The sequence below is a fragment of the Pararhodonellum marinum genome (genome assembly GCF_015354735.1).
GTDB lineage: Bacteria > Bacteroidota > Bacteroidia > Cytophagales > Cyclobacteriaceae > Pararhodonellum > Pararhodonellum marinum.
The window spans coordinates 214,829-235,068 of sequence record NZ_JACEFJ010000008.1; the positions used below are offsets into that span (position 1 = coordinate 214,829).

At 40.5% G+C, this 20,240-nt stretch carries 19 protein-coding genes; 14 read left to right on the forward strand and 5 right to left on the reverse strand.

Annotated elements, in window-relative coordinates; translation table 11 throughout:
• Positions 1-1,850: 1,850 nt before the first annotated feature.
• On the forward strand, positions 1,851-2,603 hold the full coding sequence (locus H1A14_RS15520) for a class I SAM-dependent methyltransferase (protein ID WP_194777186.1): 753 nt from the start codon (positions 1,851-1,853) through the stop codon (positions 2,601-2,603).
• A gap of 30 nt (positions 2,604-2,633) precedes the next feature.
• Here the strand turns inward: H1A14_RS15520 and H1A14_RS15525 are convergent, their stop codons facing one another.
• The 4 genes from H1A14_RS15525 to H1A14_RS15540 all read right to left on the reverse strand — a co-directional run bounded on the left by H1A14_RS15525 (position 2,634) and on the right by H1A14_RS15540 (position 6,377).
• Positions 2,634-3,440 carry a DUF4422 domain-containing protein gene (locus H1A14_RS15525; protein WP_194777187.1) on the reverse strand — a complete coding sequence of 269 codons (807 nt, stop codon included), beginning with the start codon at positions 3,438-3,440 and terminating at the stop codon, positions 2,634-2,636.
• 57 nt (positions 3,441-3,497) lie between these two features.
• Entirely contained in the window at positions 3,498-4,340 is an 843-nt protein-coding gene (locus H1A14_RS15530; RefSeq protein ID WP_194777188.1) for a rhamnan synthesis F family protein, read from the reverse strand.
• A gap of 24 nt (positions 4,341-4,364) precedes the next feature.
• Positions 4,365-5,075: a glycosyltransferase gene (locus tag H1A14_RS15535; protein WP_194777189.1), complete on the reverse strand. Its 711-nt coding sequence runs from the start codon at positions 5,073-5,075 to the stop codon at positions 4,365-4,367.
• A gap of 99 nt (positions 5,076-5,174) precedes the next feature.
• A complete protein-coding gene (locus tag H1A14_RS15540; RefSeq protein WP_194777190.1) occupies positions 5,175-6,377 on the reverse strand; it encodes a pyridoxal phosphate-dependent aminotransferase in 1,203 nt (400 codons plus the stop codon).
• 140 nt (positions 6,378-6,517) lie between these two features.
• Between H1A14_RS15540 and H1A14_RS15545 the strand changes: the two genes are divergently transcribed.
• Positions 6,518-7,357: a toxin-antitoxin system YwqK family antitoxin gene (locus H1A14_RS15545; protein WP_194777191.1), complete on the forward strand. Its 840-nt coding sequence runs from the start codon at positions 6,518-6,520 to the stop codon at positions 7,355-7,357.
• A 30-nt stretch (positions 7,358-7,387) separates the two neighbouring features.
• On the opposite strand, the gene H1A14_RS15550 is transcribed toward H1A14_RS15545, so the two are convergent.
• The gene (locus H1A14_RS15550; RefSeq protein ID WP_194777192.1) at positions 7,388-7,744 is read right to left on the reverse strand and encodes a YraN family protein; all 357 of its coding nucleotides are present in this window, start codon (positions 7,742-7,744) and stop codon (positions 7,388-7,390) included.
• Positions 7,745-7,860: 116 nt separating this feature from the next.
• Here H1A14_RS15550 and lipB point away from each other — a divergent pair, with 116 nt between their 5' ends.
• The 12 genes from lipB (at position 7,861) to H1A14_RS15610 (ending at position 20,223) form a co-directional block, all read left to right on the forward strand.
• Positions 7,861-8,583, forward strand: coding sequence for a lipoyl(octanoyl) transferase LipB (gene lipB, locus H1A14_RS15555; protein ID WP_194777193.1), 723 nt, complete (start codon positions 7,861-7,863; stop codon positions 8,581-8,583).
• Between the two features lie 58 nt (positions 8,584-8,641).
• A complete protein-coding gene (locus tag H1A14_RS15560; protein ID WP_194777194.1) occupies positions 8,642-9,043 on the forward strand; it encodes a hypothetical protein in 402 nt (133 codons plus the stop codon).
• 5 nt (positions 9,044-9,048) lie between these two features.
• A complete protein-coding gene (locus H1A14_RS15565; RefSeq protein ID WP_194777195.1) occupies positions 9,049-9,786 on the forward strand; it encodes a 3'-5' exonuclease in 738 nt (245 codons plus the stop codon).
• 414 nt (positions 9,787-10,200) lie between these two features.
• On the forward strand, positions 10,201-12,375 hold the full coding sequence (rnr, locus tag H1A14_RS15570) for a ribonuclease R (RefSeq protein WP_194777196.1): 2,175 nt from the start codon (positions 10,201-10,203) through the stop codon (positions 12,373-12,375).
• Positions 12,365-13,351, forward strand: coding sequence for a polyprenyl synthetase family protein (locus H1A14_RS15575; protein ID WP_194777197.1), 987 nt, complete (start codon positions 12,365-12,367; stop codon positions 13,349-13,351). Before rnr ends, H1A14_RS15575 begins: the two co-directional genes overlap by 11 nt.
• Positions 13,352-13,369: 18 nt before the next feature.
• Complete coding sequence (locus H1A14_RS15580) at positions 13,370-13,999, forward strand: rhomboid family intramembrane serine protease (protein ID WP_194777198.1); 630 nt, start codon at positions 13,370-13,372, stop codon at positions 13,997-13,999.
• Between the two features lie 372 nt (positions 14,000-14,371).
• The gene (locus H1A14_RS15585; protein WP_194777199.1) at positions 14,372-15,475 is read left to right on the forward strand and encodes a chorismate mutase; all 1,104 of its coding nucleotides are present in this window, start codon (positions 14,372-14,374) and stop codon (positions 15,473-15,475) included.
• Positions 15,476-15,558: 83 nt separating this feature from the next.
• On the forward strand, positions 15,559-16,599 hold the full coding sequence (aroB, locus tag H1A14_RS15590) for a 3-dehydroquinate synthase (RefSeq protein ID WP_194777200.1): 1,041 nt from the start codon (positions 15,559-15,561) through the stop codon (positions 16,597-16,599).
• A 19-nt stretch (positions 16,600-16,618) separates the two neighbouring features.
• Positions 16,619-17,839, forward strand: a complete 1,221-nt coding sequence (locus H1A14_RS15595) for a 3-phosphoshikimate 1-carboxyvinyltransferase (RefSeq protein ID WP_194777201.1) — start codon at positions 16,619-16,621, stop codon at positions 17,837-17,839.
• A 56-nt stretch (positions 17,840-17,895) separates the two neighbouring features.
• Positions 17,896-18,264 carry a DMT family protein gene (locus H1A14_RS15600; RefSeq protein ID WP_194777202.1) on the forward strand — a complete coding sequence of 123 codons (369 nt, stop codon included), beginning with the start codon at positions 17,896-17,898 and terminating at the stop codon, positions 18,262-18,264.
• 1 nt (position 18,265) lies between these two features.
• Complete coding sequence (locus H1A14_RS15605) at positions 18,266-19,081, forward strand: prephenate dehydratase (RefSeq protein WP_194777203.1); 816 nt, start codon at positions 18,266-18,268, stop codon at positions 19,079-19,081.
• Positions 19,081-20,223 (forward strand): pyridoxal phosphate-dependent aminotransferase, encoded by a 1,143-nt coding sequence (locus H1A14_RS15610; protein WP_194777204.1) that lies wholly within the window; start codon positions 19,081-19,083, stop codon positions 20,221-20,223. The genes H1A14_RS15605 and H1A14_RS15610 overlap by 1 nt, the downstream gene beginning before the upstream one ends.
• Positions 20,224-20,240: the final 17 nt, after the last annotated feature.

Consider the following 20,240-nt stretch of genomic DNA (forward strand, 5'->3'; position numbering starts at 1 on the left):
ATACCGATAAATCTGAGACAAGTAAACATTTCAGGATTTCATTTAATGAATACCAAAATCTGGCATTGCTATTTTACTAATGGAGAAAGATTTTTTTAAATAAACATCAATTTATAAGGTTGCATTCAAAAAAAGAATGCTTTCTAATATAATGCACAAAGAAATTCCAGGTTAAAGGAAAAGAAGAAAGCGGGGAAAAAAAAATAATATTAAAATTCCCGCTGAATATTTTAAAACAATAAGCAGAAAAAGTTGCTTAATCACCCATTTCAAATGTAGGAAAAGTTTTTAAGTCAAAAAATACCCAATTCAGGGTATTTTTTGGTAATTCTTGGTTTAATCACCGGATTCGAAAGAAATGTGAAGTTCAAATTTTACGATACCTCCTTTAAGCAGGCATGGAATTTACTTCATGATTCAATTTCTAAGCTAAAGAGTTCACTAAACCGGGCTATTATTGCTTCAATACCAGCCATCAGGAAGAAAAATCAACCCTGAGCAAAAAAACTAAAGCTGTCAGCTTATCCTGTATAAATAGAAAAATATGTATGGCCATTACTTTGCCAGTAAATGATTTCAAAATGGCTTCTGAAGACATGTTTACCGAGGATTAGTGCAAAAAAATTAGGCAAGCCAGAATTCCATTTATCCATATAAGAAAAAAAGGCTTGTGAAAAAAAACAAGCCTTTTAATTAAAAGATCAGAAAAGAGAAGGAGGTCACAAAAATATTTGAAGTACCTCCAACTCACACTTACACACTTACAAAAAATAAATCCTTGAAAATGTAGTTTAATCACCCTTATCAAAGGTATAGAATCTTGGCCTTTCAAAAAATACCCAATTCACGGTATTTTTCTACCCAATTTTCATCCATTTAGCATTGATATTTAATTTTTTTAATTTCTATTATAAATATTCGGTGAAATGTGCCGGAATTGTTATCAGCATGCAGAAACCATGACCTTTGGATGGTCCCATTGAAAACAAGAAATAAATGATGAAAGAAGGAAGGTAGATTGGAAAAGAAAAAGAAATATGGAGGCTAGAAAAAATAATTTTCAAAATAACCTCCAACTCACTTACACACTTTTAAAAGTTTTAGCAGAAAAAGTTGCTTAATCACCCGAGACAAAGGTAACAAATTTTATCCTGAATACACAATACCTAGATCTAGGTATTTTATCGTTTAATAATTAAATAATCCATCTAAATAATCCATGAAGAAACTGTGTCAACAAAAATTCTTCCTTATTTCTTTTCCTTTGAACAGAGAAAGCAACTATTCTCTCTAATCTAGGCCCCTTTGTATCATTAAATTTGGAATAAAATATTTCGATATGGATTGAATTTCAAGTATTTATTTTAAATCGTAATGATTATTTTACAGTAACTTAACTTTCAATTGCATCTAAAAAATCATTTCATTAAGTAAAAACTATAATTCCTGTTAATTAATAGATTTTTTCTATCATGAAATATTTTATTTGAATATTTCTATTTCTATCCAATTCATCCAGTTGGTTTTTGGGAATTGTCAATCAAAGAACAGATGAAGCAAATGAATAATCTACTGAGTGGCTGGCCTTTTAACAGATCATATTCTTGGAAATATGCTTATTGCCAACAGGCTTTAACACCTTAAAATGATAACCTATCCAATCTCGTCTATCTTTCAAAATCGGGAACCAAATATTCTTGCTGTCCCTTTTGATGGCATTTTATCGGGTCAAAAAATTGTGTTACCTTAGTTTTCCGAAATTAATATTCCCAATAAATTTTTAACATTTTCAAAGAACTTCAGAAGGTGAAGCAGTCGAAGCTTCCCTAATCTAAAGACCTGACCTACATATGAACGATTTAGAAAGGTATTTCAACCAGAATGATAAAAGACTAATCCACAAATGGATCCATTATTTTGACGTGTATGACCGTCATTTCTCAAGGTTTCGGGGACAAGAGATCACCATATTAGAAATTGGCGTTTTTCATGGAGGCAGTCTTCAGATGTGGAAAGATTATTTTGGAGATAAAGCAAAAATCTATGGCATAGATATCAATCCTGAGTGCAAAGCACTCGAGGAGGAAAACATTGAAATCTTTATCGGATCCCAATCCGATGCCAAATTTTTGAAAGAGGTGAAAAAGAAAATCCCAAAAGTAGACATTCTGATTGATGATGGAGGCCACACCATGGAACAGCAAATTGTAACCTTTGAGGTATTGTTTGACCATGTAAAGGACAATGGGGTGTACCTGTGCGAGGATTTACACACTTCTTATTGGCCAAAATACGGGGGGGGCTATAAAAATGAAGCCTCTTTTATTGAGTATAGCAAAAATTTCATTGATTATCTCAATGCCTACCATTCCAAAGACCGGAAATTGGGTGTGAGCGATTTCACGAAAACCGTGGATTCCATTCATTATTATGACAGCATTCTTGTCCTGGAAAAGAAAAAAAGGGGTAAACCTTACGACAAACAAACCGGTAGCCCAAGCTATGAACTGCCAAAAGAACAAAAGAAGGCCCTACAGAAAAGGAAAAACAAACCGGGAGAATCGAAGGGAAGTGGTTTCTTCAAAAAATTGTTCGGTAAATAAAAGCATTTGAGGCGGTTCGGAAATTCTACCTCACTCGTACTTAAAGTCTTTAAAATAGATCAACTGAAGTTCTTTGCATTTAAGTTGTTCTTTTTTAAACCAAATGGTTAACAATCGCTCGGCAATAAAGCCAATGATTCTTTTTTGGTATCCATCATATTGCTTAATGTCCACTCTCCTTTCAAATTCAAAAATCATATCAAACCACCAACTCATGAATTTTTGATATTCTGCATCTTTGAGAATAAACATGTTGTTGGCATACAGCCTATCCCCTTTCAATACCGCCTCGTAGGCATTTAAATAGGAAGGATGCCTTTCTTTTAAAATTTTCTTAATCAGCTTCAGGTCTTCAATATCATGGTAACGCCTATAATGTTCTTCCACAGAATACCTTAGCTTTCTAGCCTGTGGCAAGATGGCATCATGGTCTTTAAAAATTTCGGAAAGCTCATGTTCACTTAAAATCCTAGGGGAAAAAAGTTTTGTGTTTTGGGTATAGATCAATCCAAATCGCTTAAATGAAAGCCCTATCAGGGGATAAATTGATCTTTTCATTCGGTAAAAAAATGGTTCTGCTTGAGCGGTATAAAACCGGCGATAATGACAAAATCCAGTCACTGCCTGATGGGTGTTTTTCCATACCCAGTAAATTCCCGTCAGCTCACTGAAATACCGATTTTTATCAGAAATATTTTTTCCGCTATCATCTCCTACAAAAGGTTTGGTTTCATCCACAAACACATTTCCAGACATCAAAGGTTGATACAAGGCGTCATCTTTTAATATTTTGCCCCTTTTATAATGGATGATATAGATTTTTGAATTTGAAGACATACGATTAATCTCAATTTGAACCCAATTTAAACCCAAGTTCCTGATACTTTTTACTTATTATAATTTGCGAAAACGATTCAATTCATCCAGTAGGAGTTCTATTTCCCAGTCTTTATTCCCAAATTTCCTAATCAATTTCTCCCAATCCTTTTGAGGTTTGAAAAACCTTTTGATTCCCTTTTCTCCCAATATCACTTTCTTTTTTATCAAAGGGTAACCTGATTCAATCAATTTTTCAAAATGGGAGTGACTTAGGTTACCTGCCTTTTTGATTCCATGTTTTTTAGCAAAGTCGATTGAATCTATAAAACTGCCAATAGTTAGTCCCTCCCCTAGAAAGAATTGACTCAACCCTATTTCCCATTGATCAATCACTTTTTGGCGAAGGGTTTTGGTATCCTTTTCTCCGAGAATAGCCTCTAAGTCCAAAATCTCCAGAAAAACAGTCAGCTTTTCAATCGCTTTCTTTTCAAAGACCATAAAGTGACTTTGAATATGGTACGTCTGGGAATGGGTGGCAAACCAAGGCCGCTCATAAGAATCGAGCAAACCCCAAAAATCAAGTCTTTGGGATTTCCCCCAATCCATGATAGGCTTTAAGGTATTGAAAAGGACATTGGAATCATTGGCACAGGCGATTTGGCTGTATTGATTGAGATCCAAGGTTTGGATCGCTTGATAAAACTTCCCGAAATCATAACCTTCGTTGCTCACGAACATCAGCTGTATATCAGTTTCCAACCATTCCAATGCTGAATCAATGCGTCTTTCATTTGTTACTAAGATCAATTCATCGAAATAATTTCTCAGTTCCGAAAGAAAGGTTTTCACATAAATGGGGATCAAAGGGGATTCTCCGAAATGAATAAAAATACAGAGTTTAGGTTTTCCCTTTATCATGGTAGCAGCTGAACTAAATCGTATTTAAATTTTATCTTTTCCCTGAAAAATTTTATTCCAATAATATTTGACTGGATTGCTGTATTTTAATTGCTTCCAAGGTCTGCTGCTGTGGGGTTTATGCAAAACTGGAGTGTCCATCAAGACATAATTTTTGAAACCCAACTTGATAGACACCTCGGAAATGTGGGTATCGTACCAGTCTTTGGATTGGTCAAGGTTTAAAAAATCATATTTTTCCAAAAAACCCAAGCTCAGTAAGGTACAACAAAAGCTCAAACTCCTCTTGGTTTCAAAATTCCTTTCTTTCACATTTTTAAACTTTAGATAAGGAAAATTAACCTTGCCATCAGCATCGACAGTAATGGCTCCTACCATACCGGCATCAGAGTGAGCTTCCTGAAAATTCAGCATTTTTTCTAATGTATCCTGTTTCACCTCTACATCAGATTCCACAATGAGCAAAGGCAAGCCCATTTTCAAGGCCCTTTTCTGCGCATCCTGTAAAACAAGTTTGTAATTTGGACTAGGGGTGTCAGTAATGTCTTGCAGGTGAATAAGGCCAAAAGGATACTTTTTTGTATGGTTCACCAAAGCCAATTTAGTCTCCTCATCACTAAAATCATTGTAAACCCTGTATTCCAGTGGCAGGGTGGAAGCCTGAATCGCCTTGATGGTCAAAAGCGTATTTTCCAAGGCATTTTTCACAGGAGTAATGACCAAAACTTTTTTCATGTCAAAAACAGTTAAAGATCAAAAATACAAAAGATAAAAAGGAAAACCCGAATCCTTTGGGAAAGATCCGGGTTAATATTCATGGAGTTGAAGATCGGATTAGCTCAACTTGGCTAAAGCCTCTTTCATCCTTTTTAAAGCTTCCTTCAGTTCCTCATCAGATGCTGCATAAGACAATCTTACACAATCCGGAGCACCGAAAGCAGCGCCTGTCACCAGTGAAACATAGGCTTCTTTGAGAATATAAAGACAGAAGTCATCCGCATCCGAAATGGTAAAACCATTCGCTGATTTCCCGAAAAATGCAGATACCTCCGGGAAGAAGTAAAAGGCGCCTTCTGGCACATGGGTTTTGATTCCTGGAATATCCCGCAATAAATCCAATACCAGATCCCTTCTTCTCAAATAGGCTTTTTCCATTTCTTTGGAAGGAGACTGATCGCCTTCAATACCTGCCAAGGCTGCTCTTTGGGCAATGCCTGTACCTCCGGAAGTAAATTGCCCCTGCATTTTTTCACAGGCTTTGGCGATTTCAAGAGGAGCGCAGATGTATCCCACCCGCCATCCGGTCATGGCATAGCCTTTTGAAAACCCATTGACGGTAATGGTCCTATCGAACATTCCGGGAAAGGCTGCCATGCTGGCATGCTTTCCGGTAAAATTGATCAATTCATAGATCTCATCTGCAATGACCAACAAATTATCTTTTTCTTTTACAACCTCTGCGATGGCTTGGAGTTCTTCTTTGCTGAAAACTGACCCGGTTGGATTACAGGGTGAAGAATAAATGATGGCTTTGGTTTTATCCGTTAAGGCATCTTTCAATTGTGCTGCGGTTGCTTTGAAGTTATTTTCGAGACTGCCCTCAATCAGAACCGGAACTCCACCTGCCAATTTGATGATTTCTGAATAGCTCACCCAATAAGGGGAAAAAATCACCACTTCATCTCCTTCATTGAGCAGGCACATGAATACATTGGCAATAGAATGTTTGGCACCTGTAGAAAGCACGATGTTTTCGGCCTTGGCTTCTGCAATGTGATTGACCTCCCTGAGTTTTTTGGCTATGGCCTCTCTCAGGTCCTGGTAGCCGGCCACTGGAGGATAGGAAAAGTATTTTCCCTCATCTATGGCGGCTTTAGCAGCTTCCTGAATATGTTTTGGGGTTTTGAAATCGGGTTCTCCCAAGCTAAGACTGATGATGTCCACGCCTTGGGATTTGAGTTCTCTGGCTTTTTTGGCCATCGCCAAGGTGGCGGACTCCTCCATTTGGTTGATGCGGTCTGATAGAATAGAATTCATGGAATAGTGGTGTTTATTGCAAATTCGCCCAAAATTAAGGGATATGTTTGGTTAATTCTAAAACATTACGGTTTAATTGGATTATATTCTAAATTTGTCTTGAAATACTAATCGGGTGATATTGTCCGTTAATTAGATTGATGTTGAAAAAGTATATTCCAATATTCCTTTCCTGCTTTTTGATCGCCTACGGGGCGATTGGACAAGAAGAAAATTTGACTGATCCGGATTCATCAGGGGTAGTTGATGATCTTTTGCTGCCCACCTCTGCACCAATCCTGCTATTTGATGATGCCAAAAAAGAGGAAGATAAAAAAAAGAAAAAGAAAAAAAAGAAGAAGAACATATACTTTGGCGAAAAAACCAGCAAAACTTTCATCAAACAAAGCCTCCAGGGCAAAAACCACCATTATTTCATCCATTATACGAGCAGGTACAGGTCCATAGATCCCTATATCCGGGATATTTATTGGTACAATTACAAAGAAAAAGCCATACAGATAAAGGGCTTCGACAGTCAAAAAGGCTACTTACTCCATGGTCCTTATGAAAAAAAGATAGATGATGTGGTAGTAGAATCCGGAATGTTTTATTTCGGTACCAAGCACGGCCGATGGATGAAATTTGACAACAAAAGCATTCTTTTGGACAAAGGTCATTTCTCTGAAGGATGGCCCAAAGATTCTAGGGTAACGTATTATCAGAGAGAAGACCGTAAGGTGGAAAAAATCATCCCGGTGGAATATGAATTGGAAGAAGGAAATTTCTTTCATTTTTATGAAAATGGCCAGGTTGCTGTGATTGGAGAATATCATTTTGGAGAAAAAGTAGGTTTATGGACTGAGTATTGGAACACCAATGGCGGAAAGGTGGTCAAAAAGAGAGAAATTCAATATCAGGAACAGCCTTTCAGTAAATTCAATCCTTATATTAGAGCCGAATGGGACCCAGAAGGCAATTTGGTTTACCGAAAAGATTAAAGCTCAGAAATAACTATTTTTCAAGGGAGGCTAATAAAAAGCATCCTGAAAGTGTTTAAAGCCCACATTCCCTTTTTGGTCCCTATACACCCCTACAATATCAAAACGGATGTCATGGTGCCAATCAGTCTGATGGATATAATGGTCAGCGGCCCTGATGATAAGTTGCCTTTTCCTGTAATCCACAAATTCTTCTGCATAGCCATAACCGGTGCCACTTCTGAATTTGACTTCCACAAACACCAATATGCCTTTGTGCTTCATGATCAAATCAATTTCGGCATGCCGGTACCTAAAATTGGAAGCCACCCATTCATAGCCCCTACCCTTTAACCATTCCAAGGCTTGTTCTTCAGCCTCCTTTCCTGTTTCATTGGGATATGCCATCTTAAATAATTGCTTATTTTTGTAAAAAACTGATAAAAAGATCTCCTTATTCTAAAAAAACAAGAAAGAACCTAAACCCGAGAAAACTTGTTTTGAACGCTCATCCATTCCAAACAGTGAATCAAAATATCAATAAAAAAGTAAAATTTCTAGATTTTGGCCTGAAAGATTACCAGGAAACCTGGGATATTCAGGAAAAACTATTTGCTGAGACCATTTCCTTAAAGATTGCCAACCGAAATCTACCTGATGATGTACAGCAACTTTCACCCAACTACCTCATCTTTGTGGAGCACCCCCATGTGTACACCCTAGGTAAAAGCGGGGAATTGTCCCATCTGCTCTTGGATGAAAAAGGTTTGATTGAAAAACAAGCCACTTTTTACAAAATCAACCGGGGAGGTGACATTACCTATCATGGTCCCGGTCAACTGGTAGGCTACCCCATCCTGGATCTGGACAATTTCTTTACCGATATCCACCAATACCTTCGCCTCTTGGAGGAGGCCATTATTCTTACCCTAAACGAGTATGGCATCGAAGGGGGAAGAATTCCTGGACTGACCGGTGTTTGGCTGGATCATATTGCCCAAAAAAACCCCAGAAAAATTTGTGCCCTTGGTGTCAAGTCCAGCCGCTGGGTGACCATGCATGGTTTTGCCTTCAACATCAACACAGACATCAGTTATTTTGACCACATCATCCCCTGTGGTATTCCCGATAAAGCAGTTACCTCCATGCACCAGGAACTTGGTCATCCTGTGGATGCTAACAAGGTCAAAGCAAAGGTGAAAAAACATATTGCAGATTTGTTTGAGATGGAGTTTGAAGCTAAATAAGAATAACCATTTCAAGCAATTACACCTCATTCTGAAAATAAAAAATGACCCAAACAATATGAAAAAAGACATTGAATTTCACCCTGTTACAGGGGTGAAACTGGCCATAGCCAGAGAGGAAAACAATGGTCAGATAGCCTGGAACGTATACATTATCAACCTTAACCTTATAGAATTAAAAACCCTCATGGTCACTTCCAAGGGTTATGGAGAAATAGAAGGAGAGGTGAAAAAAACTTCCACCCTAAGACACTTGATTGAGGAATTGGGTCCACAGAGCATTGCCAAAGTAGAGCCTATTGATCCCAATCTTTTCGTTTTAAACAATGAATTTTGGGTAAGTTATTTTATATTAGATCAAATATTTGACAAAAAATTCGTCTTCGTGACCGGAAGTATGGATGAGGAGAACATCACTTTCATCCCTGAAATCGGTCTGGAAGGTGTTTTGCATGCTTGATCGATATGGCAGATTTTTTTAGTGATTTGAAAGATATCCTATTTTTGGATATAGAAACCGCTTCATCCACGGCGGAATTTGGTGAACTTCCGCCACGCCTTCAGGAAGAGTGGATCCGAAAAATCAGCTATTTTCAAAAAGAAAATACTGAAAGTCCCGACCACCATTATTTTGAAAAAGCCGGGATATATGCCGAGTTTGGAAAGGTGGTCTGTATTGGGGTAGGATTCTTTGCTTACAATCCTGAGGAACAAACCCTTCAATTCCGGGCAAAAACATTCGGAGAACCCTCTGAACGGGATACCCTACTGGGATTTATAGAACTGCTGGAAAAAAAAGACTGGACCCTCTGCGCGCACAACGGTAAGGAGTTTGACTTCCCCTACCTCTGCCGCAGGATATTGGCCAACCGGATTCCACTGCCGGAGGTGTTGAAGCTGGCTGGCAAAAAACCCTGGGAGATCCGGCACCTGGACACGATGGAGCTGTGGAAATTTGGAGACTACAAACATTACACCCGGCTGGAGCTGTTGGCGGCTTTGTTTGATATCCCAAGCTCTAAAGGTGACATTGATGGCTCTCAAGTCAATGATGCCTATTATAGCAAAAATGACTTGGCCAGTATCCGACATTATTGTCAAAGGGATGTCTGGGTCACCGCACAGATTTATCTCGCTTTTCAGGGGCTTCCGGCTGACCTTGAAATCCAGTTTTTAACAGAGATGAAGAAGGGGGTGATATAGAGGGTTCTAAATAGTCATTGCTGGAGAATCCAACTCATATAAGTGTAGAGAATCCCATTTCACTCAAGGTTTTTTGTTAACTTTATAGTGCGGAAAGCAAGTCGGGTGTTTGTAGGTTAAAACTGGTTGTTGAGATTTGAAAAAGTCACCATCATTCATTGCTCTAAATGACCGATAAAACCAAGTAATAATTAATTCAAAAATTTAGTGATAGACACAAAACAATTGATCCATTTTTTCCAATTCATACCAGTTATCAATGTTTCTACTTCCAACAAATTGTCACAGATTCTTTTGTGCCAATTTATGACTCCTGAACTTATCGTAGCTCAAAAAACAAATTAAATTAATTATCAATCGGGCCAATTTTCTCAAACATTCTGGCCGGTATTTATAAATTCGACATAAATTTTTATGGGAAGAAAATCAAACAAACAACACCAAAAAGGCAAATCAAGAGGAAAAGGTACAGATACTTCATCACTGTCCAATAAAGTCCTCAACTTTTTGGACAACCACTTTGGAGAAGATTTTTCTTCGAAGCAAATCATCAAAAAACTTGACATCAGGGATGCAGCTTCCAAAAGCGCAGTGGATGATGTGCTTCAGGATTTGGTGGAATCCGGTTCAATATCCAAAAACCCCCGCAATTACTTCTCATCAGCCAATGATCCCCAATTCCTGGAAGGAGAGGTGGATTATGTCAATGCCCGCTTTGCCTTTGTGGTGCCAAGCGACAAAGATGAATACAAAGAAGACATCATGGTCAAGGAAAATGACATGAAAAATGCCCTGGACGGAGACATCGTCCGTGTCATGGTCTATCCCAAAAAAGGCAAAACAGGAAGATTGGAAGGCCGGGTTCTTGAGGTAGTCAAACGAAACCGGGATGAATTTGTAGGCAGGGTAGAAATCTCCCCTCGATTTGCCTTTGTGGTGCCGGATTTCAAAAAAATGCACAAGGACATTTTTATTCACAAAGGAGACCTAATAGGCGCCGAACACAACCAAAAAGTGGTCGTGAAGCTGACAGAGTGGAAAGAGGACGATAAAAATCCAACCGGAAAAATCATTCGGGTACTGGGTACCGCCGGAAATCATGAGGTGGAAATTCACTCCATCATGGCAGAATTTGGACTTCCCTTTGAATACCCCAAGGAATTGGAAAAAGAAGCCGAGAACATATCAGAAGAGATCTCGCAGGCTGAAATCAAAAAAAGAAAGGATTTTCGAAATATACCTACTTTCACCATAGACCCCTTTGATGCCAAAGATTTTGATGATGCCATTTCCTACCAGAGATTGAAGAATGGTAACCTGGAAATAGGCGTACATATCGCGGACGTGACCCACTATGTACAGCCCAACTCCGCGCTGGAAAAGGAAGCTTATGACCGGGCCACCTCTGTCTACCTGGTGGACAGGACCATCCCCATGCTTCCCGAACGACTCAGCAATGGCCTTTGTTCGCTTAGGCCAAATGAAGATAAGTTGACCTATTCCTGTGTATTTGAAATGGATGAAAATGCCGATGTCCTCAAATTTTGGATCGGTAAAACCGTCATCCATTCTGATAGGCGTTTCACTTATGAAGAGGCTCAGGAAAACATTGACAAGCAGGAAGGAGATTTTTACAGTGAGCTCACTTTGCTCAACAGTCTGGCCAAAAAAATCCGAAAAAGAAGGTTTGAAAAGGGGGCTGTCAATTTTGAGACGGTGGAAGTCAAATTCAAACTGGATGAAAAAGGCACCCCGCTGGGCTTGGTGATCAAGGAACGAAAAGACATTCACAAACTTATCGAGGAATTTATGTTGCTGGCCAACCGCACAGTAGCTGAATTTGTGTATAACAAGAACAAGGGCAAAGATACTTTTGTCTACAGGACACACGATTATCCTGATTTGGAACGATTGAGCACCTTTGCTAGCTTTGCCACCAAATTTGGCCATGAAATCAACCTCAGTGAAGAAACCAGGATATCCAAATCCCTCAATAAACTGATGGAAGACATCGAAGGAAAGCCTGAACAAAATGTGTTGGAACAGTTGGCTATACGAAGCATGGCGAAAGCGATCTATACCACTTCACCAAAAGGACACTTTGGCTTGGCATTTAAGCATTACACACACTTTACCTCCCCTATTCGGCGTTACCCTGATATGATGGTGCACCGTTTATTGACGCTTTACTTGGATGGAGCAAAATCACCGGGCAAAGAGGATTGGGATGAAAAATGCCTTCACTCTTCAGAGAGGGAAAAGCGGGCTGCAGATGCAGAAAGAGCCTCTATCAAATACAAGCAGGTCGAATACATGTCTCTGGCTGAAGACAAAGATTATGATGGCATTATCTCCGGAATCACTGAGTGGGGAATTTTTGTGGAAATCACCGAAACCAAATGTGAAGGAATGATCCGACTCCAAGAACTCAAAGATGATTATTATGAGTTTGATCCAAAAAACATGAGATTGATAGGTTCCAGAAATAAAAAAATCATCACTTTAGGAGACAAAGTTATGGTCAGAGTAGTTAAGACTGACATAGACCGAAGAACCATCGATTTGGAATTTGCAAAAAATGACCGTTAAAAACCGCATTTCACCTCAGCTCCACGCCTTGGAGCAACACATCAGACTACTTCAATACGGAACTTCCCCAAAGGAATTGTATGATCCCATAGCATACATCATGGATCTGGGTGGCAAAAGGATCCGACCATTGCTAGCCTTGTTGGCTTATGGTTTATACCATCGCGACTTTGAGCGTATCTTGACACCTGCTGCCGCCATTGAGGTGTTCCATAATTTTACACTGATGCATGATGACATCATGGACAATGCCCCCTTAAGGCGGGGGAAGAAAACCGTCCATGAAAAATGGAATGCCAATACCGCCATACTTTCCGGTGATGTGATGTTGGTCAAAGCCTATGACATGCTATTGGAAGTACCCGCTGAGAAATTGCCTTTGTGCCTTTCTCTTTTCAACAAAACAGCCGCGGAAGTCTGTGAAGGCCAACAGCATGACATGAATTTCGAAAAAGAAATCTGGATTTCGGAAGCTGTTTACATTGACATGATCCGTCAGAAAACAGCTGTCTTGTTGGGTTTTGCCTTACAGTTTGGGGCGATCTTAGGAGAGGCTCGTAAGGAAGATGCACAGAAGCTCTATGATTTCGGGGTCAATATCGGCATTGGATTTCAACTTAAGGATGACTTATTGGATGTATATGCCGATCAAAATAAGTTCGGAAAGCAGGTTGGTGGTGATATCATTGCCAACAAAAAGACTTTTCTCTTGATCAAGGCCATGGAATTGGCCAACCCCCAGCAAAGAAAATTTCTGGACGATTGGTTGTTTCAGGAAGCATTTGACAATGGGGAAAAAGTCGCTGCCATTCGTGGCATGTATGATGAACTCGACATTAAAAAACTGACCGAAAAAACCATGCAACATTATTTTGACAAAGGCTTTGAACAGATTCAGGATTTGGCTGTGACCTATCCGGATGGACTTGAGGACCTGATTGCATTGACAGAGGAATTGATCCACCGGGAGAAATAAATACCCTTAGCCCAATTTATGGAAACTTACGCTACCTACCTTATTATCGGCCTCACAGTGCTGAGTTCTTACAAGGGATTCAAAGATCCCAGCTTTGTTCGAAGGTGGATGTTTACCCCTTATAAGATCAAGCAAAACCGTGAATACGACCGCTTTATTCTTTCCGGTTTTATCCACAAAGATCAGATCCACCTCTTCTTCAATATGTTTACTTTTTTCTTCTTTGGCAGATTGGTAGAACAGTTTCTCACCTACCGCTATGGACTATCGCTGGGAATCTTGATTTATGTATTCTTTTACCTCAGTTCTATTGTAGTATCTGACATTCCCACTTTCCGAAAACACAAGGACAATCCAACCTACCATGCTTTGGGGGCTTCTGGAGGTGCCTCGGCGGTTGTTTTTGCAAGCATCATGTTGGTGCCATTGGCAGACATCTGCCTGTTTGGGTTGTTTTGTGTCCCAGGCTTTATTCTTGGCGTGCTATTTATCATTTATTCCGTGGTAATGGCAAGAAAAGATATGGATGCCATCAATCATGATGCCCACCTTTACGGCGCTTTGTTCGGGATAATTTTTATCTTGATCCTGACTCCTGAAAGTGCCGTTGATTTTATCCGACAAATCAGCAACTATCGTCCATTTTGAAATAACAACAGTTTCAATTGGTCTGTATGATTTCCAATAGTGGCATGACCAATTTATCCGTATTGGCTACAAAATTTTATTTTGTAATTGATTGAAATACTACCCTTAATTTCTGAAAAAATTAACGGTGGCCTCAAATTTTAAAAATTATTGAAAAAGTTTTTACTTTTTTTATTTGTTTTTTAAAAAACTGCCTTTACTTTTGACACATGCTAATTACAACGCTCATCTATTTTACCTTCTTTTATTTTTACTTTCGTCCAGAAGGTCGAATCGGAGCTGCTTATTGTCTTGTAAAAAAATAACAAATCATAAACGCAAAGGAGCCCGGTTCGACAGAATCGGGCTTTTTTATTTTAAAACAATCAACTCATGGAAAATCATTTACAGACCAAAGATTGGGGATTAGGTCTCAAAGGTCATGTCATCATTGCCGGCCCCTGCAGTGCCGAAACACCGGAACAGATTGAGCAGGTATGCTTGGATATGAAAAAGGCAAACATGATCCCTCAGGTATTCAGGGCAGGAATTTGGAAGCCACGAACCAGACCTGGTAGTTTTGAAGGCATAGGTGAGGATGGTTTGAAGTGGATGGAAATCGTCAGGCACCATCTCAATATCCCCATCACCACGGAAGTAGGCAATGCTGCCCATGTGGAAATGGCCCTCAAACATAAGGTAGACATTCTATGGATTGGCGCCCGTACTACGGTCAACCCATTTGCAGTCCAGGAAATTGCAGAAGCCCTTAGAGGTGTAGATATTCCTGTGATGGTCAAAAACCCAATGAATCCGGATCTTCAATTATGGCTGGGTGCATTAGAAAGAATGTATGCGGTCGGCATCCACAAATTGGCCGCCATTCACCGTGGGTTTTCGGACTCCTATGACAAAAGATTCCGAAACAAGCCGAATTGGTCTATGCCTATCCACTTAAAAAGGGAATGGAAAGGCATGGAAGTCATCAATGACCCCAGCCATATCGTTGGAAACAGAAAAGGAATCCTTGAGACCTCCCAGCGTGCCATCAATTTTGGATTGGACGGTTTGATGATTGAAACTCACCATGACCCGGACAATGCCTGGTCAGATGCCAAGCAACAAGTGACCCCTCTACAATTGAAGGAAATCCTGTCTAAAATTGACTTCAAGGATACGTTGGGATCTGAAAATCCCAGTGAGATGTTGAATGACCTCAGGACCGCCATAGACCATTTGGATGACCAACTCTTGGACCTGCTTCAGGAACGTTTTGCCATCATAGACCAAATCGGGGCTTATAAAAGAGAACAGCACCTTACCGTGTTTCAATCCGAGAGATGGAAATTTGTCATGGAATCAAGAACTCAGAAAGGCATCAGCAAAAACCTGAGTGAAAAGTTTATGCGCGAGCTGTTGTTCTGTATCCATGAAGAATCCGTCAAGAGACAGGAAAAACAATTGCGGGAGGCCGATCCCATCAAAAAAATGAGTTGATCAATTTAAAAGGAAGTTGGAGGAAATGTAAAAATACCCCAACTTCCTTTTTAACTTTAGCCCTCAAACCAACCCCACTTATTTTGGAATCCATTATTTTCTCCCATGCTATTGCCGATGACCTGAAAAGGTATCTTGACAATCAACGGTATTCCCAATTGGGTATCATCACAGATACCCATACCGTGGAGGCCTGCTATCCTCTGATCAAAGGGCAGCTACCCAAGGACCACCATTTGTATGCTTTTCCTGCAGGAGAGATCAACAAGAATTTGGATACCTGTTCCCATATATGGGAATGGATGACAGAGGCAGGTTTTGACCGGAAAGCAATGATCATCAACCTTGGTGGTGGCGTGACGGGAGACATGGGCGGGTTTTGTGCCAGCCTTTACAAACGCGGCGTCCGCTTTGTCAATATTCCAACTTCTTTGCTTTCGCAGGTGGATGCCAGCGTAGGAGGTAAATTGGGGGTTGACTTCAACGGACTAAAAAACCACATCGGTGTATTTTCCGAACCTGAAACCGTATTGATTTCTGAAGAGTTCTTGAAAACCCTGCCTGAAGCGGAATTGAAATCAGGGTATGCGGAAGTCATCAAACACGGTCTCATTCGAAATGCGGATTACTTCCACAGCCTTAAATTCACCAAATGGCAAAAGCAAAATTGGCGTGATATCATAGAAAAATCTGTTTCCATCAAGCGGGATGTGGTAGAAAAAGATCCCAAAGAGTCAGGATTGAGAAAAATACTCAACTTTGGCCATACCCTTGGACATGCCTTTGAAACTTTTTATCTCAACACCAAGCACCATCTCCTACATGGTGAAGCCATCGCTGTGGGAATGATTGCCGAAGCATATTTGTCCCATACCCACATGGCCATGCCCAAGGATCAACTCGAAGAGATTAAGGAAGCTTTGTTGCGGGTTTTTGGGAAATTTAATTTCCCTGAGTCCAATGTTTTATCCATCACTGAACTTTGTAGCCAAGACAAGAAAAACGAAGGTAAAACCATCAATTTTTCACTCTTGAAAAAAATCGGGCAGTGTGAATACAACATAGCCGTTTCCAAGAAAGAAATTGCCGCAGCCATCCAGTTCTACCATAGTTTAAAGGTGTAATTTTCAATAAAAGTCCCCAATGTCCAATTTGTTTCTTTCCCAAAAAGCCGTTTTCAAAACTTCTGAAATTCCACTTCCTTCTTCCAAAAGTGAAAGTAACCGTGTATTGATTATCGATGCTTTGACCTCGGGTGAAAATCGCATCAGCAATCTGGCTGAGGCACGGGATACGCAGACCATGATCACTTTACTTCGAAAAAATCCGCCACTTTTCGATGTGTTGGATGCAGGGACCACCATGCGGTTTTTAACTGCCTATGCCGCAGTCACCAATCAGCACAAAATTATGACTGGCACTCCGAGGATGTGTGAACGACCCATTGGTATCCTGGTGGATGCTTTGCGGGAAGTTGGCGCAGAGATCCATTACCTGGGTCAGGATGGTTACCCACCCTTGGCCATCCATGGGATAGCGGAACAGAAATCAAAAAAGGTAAGCATCAGGGGAGATGTCAGCAGTCAATACATTTCAGCCATGTTGATGATCGCGCCGATTCTCCCCATGGGATTGGAAATCGAATTGTTAGGCAAGATCGGGTCCCAAACGTATATCGAAATGACACTGGCCTTGATGGCTCATTTTGGCATAAAGTATGGCTGGGAAAATGAAATCATCAGTGTTCCTCATCAAGCCTATCAAGCCCAAGAATTTATGGTGGAAAGTGATTGGTCAGGGGCAAGTTATTGGTTTAGCTTGTTGGCCTGTGCCGAGGAGGGTGAATTTTTCCTAAAGGGACTGAAAGAAAACAGCCTTCAGGGAGATTCCAAAATTGTGGACATCATGGACAATCTAGGTATTCAAAGTGTCTTTGAAAAGAACGGTGTCAGGTTGACCAAGCAAAAAGTGAAAGGTTTGGATCACTGGGATTTTACGCATTGCCCGGACTTGGCCCAAACAGTGGCCGTGACCTGCGCGATTATTGGCCAAAAAGTTGATTTTACAGGATTGGAGAGTCTGAGGATCAAAGAAACAGATCGAATTCACGCCTTGCAACAGGAATTGGCCAAATTCAATGCCCAACTAACCGAAACTGAGACCAACGTATTCACCCTGATCCCTTCTGTGGAAATCCCGAACCAAGTTCAGATACATACCTATGATGACCACAGGATGGCCATGGCTTTTATGCCCTTATTGACCAAAACTGACTTGATCATTGAAGATCCAGCCGTCGTAAACAAGTCTTATCCCAGTTTTTGGAAACATTGTGATGGATTAGGCATCAAGATGAGCAGATAGTTTACTATTTACCTCAATATTTCAATAAAAGTCTTTCTTTCCCTTCAGCATCCGACATGAAAGCAACCCTAACGATCATATTGTTGATTTTATCCAATACATTCATGACCTTCGCCTGGTATGGTCACCTGAAATTCAAAGAACTGAAATGGTTTGAAAATCTTGGATTAATCGCCATCATTCTCATAAGCTGGGGTATTGCGCTTTTTGAATATTGTTTTCAGGTTCCAGCCAATAGAATCGGCTTTAAGGAAAATGGAGGCCCATTTACTTTGGTCGAGCTCAAAGTCCTTCAAGAGGTGATCACCCTTGTGGTGTTTATGGCATTTACTTTCCTTTTTTTCAAAAATGAAAGTATCCGTCTCAATCACCTGATCGGATTTGGTTTTTTGGTTTTGGCTGTTTACTTTATTTTCAAAAAATAACATGAAGATCGCCATCCAAGGTATTCCCGGTTCTTTCCACCATCAAGTCGCATTGGATTACTTTGGCCAAGAAGCTGAAATAGTTGGATACAGGATTTTTGAAGAAGTGGCCAAAAGTGTCGCCAATCAGGAGGTTCAATATGGCGTGATGGCGATTGAAAATTCCATAGCCGGCGCCATTTTGCCTAATTATGACCTTATCGACAGGAATGGCTTATCTATCAAGGATGAGTATTATTTACCAATTTCCCATAATTTGCTGGCCTTACCGGGACAGTCCATTCAGGATATCAAAGAGGTAAAATCCCACCCCATGGCCATATTGCAGTGCAAGGGATTTTTTGAACAATATCCCGGCATCCAATTGACCGATGATGTGGATACGGCTTCGGTGGCCAAACGGATTTCTGAGGAAAATCTCCTGGGTACTGCGGCCATCGCTAGCAAGACTGCTGCTTCAATTTATAAATTGACAACCCTAAAAGAGGACATACAGACCATCAGAGATAACTTCACCCGTTTCATAGTCCTTCAGAAGTTTACTACAGAACCAGATTTTATACCCAATAAGGCTTCTTTAAAAATTACAGTGAAAAATGAGAAAGGCGTTTTGGCCAAGTTGCTCACCTTAATGAGTGATTTTGGGTTAGACCTGAGCAAAATACAGTCTATTCCGGTGATTGAAAAGCCCTGGGAATATGCCTTTTTTATCGATACCCAATTTGAAGATTATACGGCTTATAGAAAAGCCATTGCTGCCATTGATAAGGGTTTCGGGTCCGTGAAAATATTCGGAGAATACCTCAACAGAAAATAATGAAAGGATATTCAAATAGGGTCAGTCAAGTCACAGAGTACTATTTCTCGGCAAAACTACGGGAAGTCAATCGCTTGATAGCTGAGGGCAGGCCGATCATCAACATGGGCATTGGAAGCCCGGATTTACCCCCTCACCCTTCGGTTATCCATGCTTTGGCACATTCAGCTGAATTGGAAAACAGCCATGGCTATCAGGGGTATCAGGGCATTCCTGCCTTGAGGCAAGCCATGGCGGAATTTTATCTCAGGTCCTACAGGGTAGACCTCGATCCTGAAAAAGAAATCTTACCACTTATGGGCTCCAAAGAAGGCATCATGCATCTTTCCATGGCCTTTTTAAATGAAGGAGACCAAGCTTTGGTGCCGGATCCAGGATATCCAACGTACACCTCTGTGACGAAGCTGTTGGGCGCTGAAGCGGTCCCTTATGTTTTGACCCAAGAAAACAACTGGTATCCTGACTTGGATTTATTGGAGCAAAGTGACCTCAGCAAAGTCAAACTCATGTGGGTAAATTATCCCCATATGCCCTCAGGGGCCAGGGCAAACCTTGCGCTTTATGAGCAATTGGTCGCTTTTGGCAAAAAGCATGACATTCTCATTGCCCATGATAATCCCTATAGCTTTATCCTGGAGGAAAAGCCAAAAAGTATCTTTGAGGTTCACGGCGCCAGTGAAGTGGCTTTGGAACTTAATTCTCTGAGCAAAACGGCCAATATGGCGGGTTGGCGGGTTGGCATGATTTCCGGTAAACCGGAATGGATCCAAGCCATAACCAAGGTCAAAAGCAACATGGATTCCGGGATGTTTCTTGGCATTCAAAAAGGTGCCATCGCTGCCCTGGGACTCGGTTCAGAATGGTTCCTGCAATTGAATGCACAGTATTCCAAAAGAAGAGATCTGGTGTGGCAATTGGCTGAAAAGCTAGGACTAGGCTATGAAAAAGATAGGGCTGGGATGTTTGTTTGGGCAAAAATCCCAAAAGGAATGAATTCAGAAGTATTTGTGGATCAACTACTCTATAAAAAAGACCTGTTTGTAACTCCCGGCCATGTTTTTGGACCATCAGGAGAAGGGTATGTGAGGTTTTCACTTTGTCTGCCCGAACAAACCATTCAACAGGCCATAGATCGCATATGAAGATTAGCGAAGTTTCC

Coding starts and splice junctions, on each gene's coding strand:
- H1A14_RS15520 (WP_194777186.1), top strand. CDS start 1,851: ATGAACGATTTAGAAAGGTATTTCAACCAGAATGATAAAAGACTAATC.
- H1A14_RS15525 (WP_194777187.1), bottom strand. CDS start 3,440: ATGTCTTCAAATTCAAAAATCTATATCATCCATTATAAAAGGGGCAAA.
- H1A14_RS15530 (WP_194777188.1), bottom strand. CDS start 4,340: ATGATAAAGGGAAAACCTAAACTCTGTATTTTTATTCATTTCGGAGAA.
- H1A14_RS15535 (WP_194777189.1), bottom strand. CDS start 5,075: ATGAAAAAAGTTTTGGTCATTACTCCTGTGAAAAATGCCTTGGAAAAT.
- H1A14_RS15540 (WP_194777190.1), bottom strand. CDS start 6,377: ATGAATTCTATTCTATCAGACCGCATCAACCAAATGGAGGAGTCCGCC.
- H1A14_RS15545 (WP_194777191.1), top strand. CDS start 6,518: ATGTTGAAAAAGTATATTCCAATATTCCTTTCCTGCTTTTTGATCGCC.
- H1A14_RS15550 (WP_194777192.1), bottom strand. CDS start 7,744: ATGGCATATCCCAATGAAACAGGAAAGGAGGCTGAAGAACAAGCCTTG.
- H1A14_RS15560 (WP_194777194.1), top strand. CDS start 8,642: ATGAAAAAAGACATTGAATTTCACCCTGTTACAGGGGTGAAACTGGCC.
- H1A14_RS15565 (WP_194777195.1), top strand. CDS start 9,049: ATGGCAGATTTTTTTAGTGATTTGAAAGATATCCTATTTTTGGATATA.
- rnr (WP_194777196.1), top strand. CDS start 10,201: ATGGGAAGAAAATCAAACAAACAACACCAAAAAGGCAAATCAAGAGGA.
- H1A14_RS15575 (WP_194777197.1), top strand. CDS start 12,365: ATGACCGTTAAAAACCGCATTTCACCTCAGCTCCACGCCTTGGAGCAA.
- H1A14_RS15580 (WP_194777198.1), top strand. CDS start 13,370: ATGGAAACTTACGCTACCTACCTTATTATCGGCCTCACAGTGCTGAGT.
- H1A14_RS15585 (WP_194777199.1), top strand. CDS start 14,372: ATGGAAAATCATTTACAGACCAAAGATTGGGGATTAGGTCTCAAAGGT.
- H1A14_RS15595 (WP_194777201.1), top strand. CDS start 16,619: ATGTCCAATTTGTTTCTTTCCCAAAAAGCCGTTTTCAAAACTTCTGAA.
- H1A14_RS15600 (WP_194777202.1), top strand. CDS start 17,896: ATGAAAGCAACCCTAACGATCATATTGTTGATTTTATCCAATACATTC.
- H1A14_RS15605 (WP_194777203.1), top strand. CDS start 18,266: ATGAAGATCGCCATCCAAGGTATTCCCGGTTCTTTCCACCATCAAGTC.
- H1A14_RS15610 (WP_194777204.1), top strand. CDS start 19,081: ATGAAAGGATATTCAAATAGGGTCAGTCAAGTCACAGAGTACTATTTC.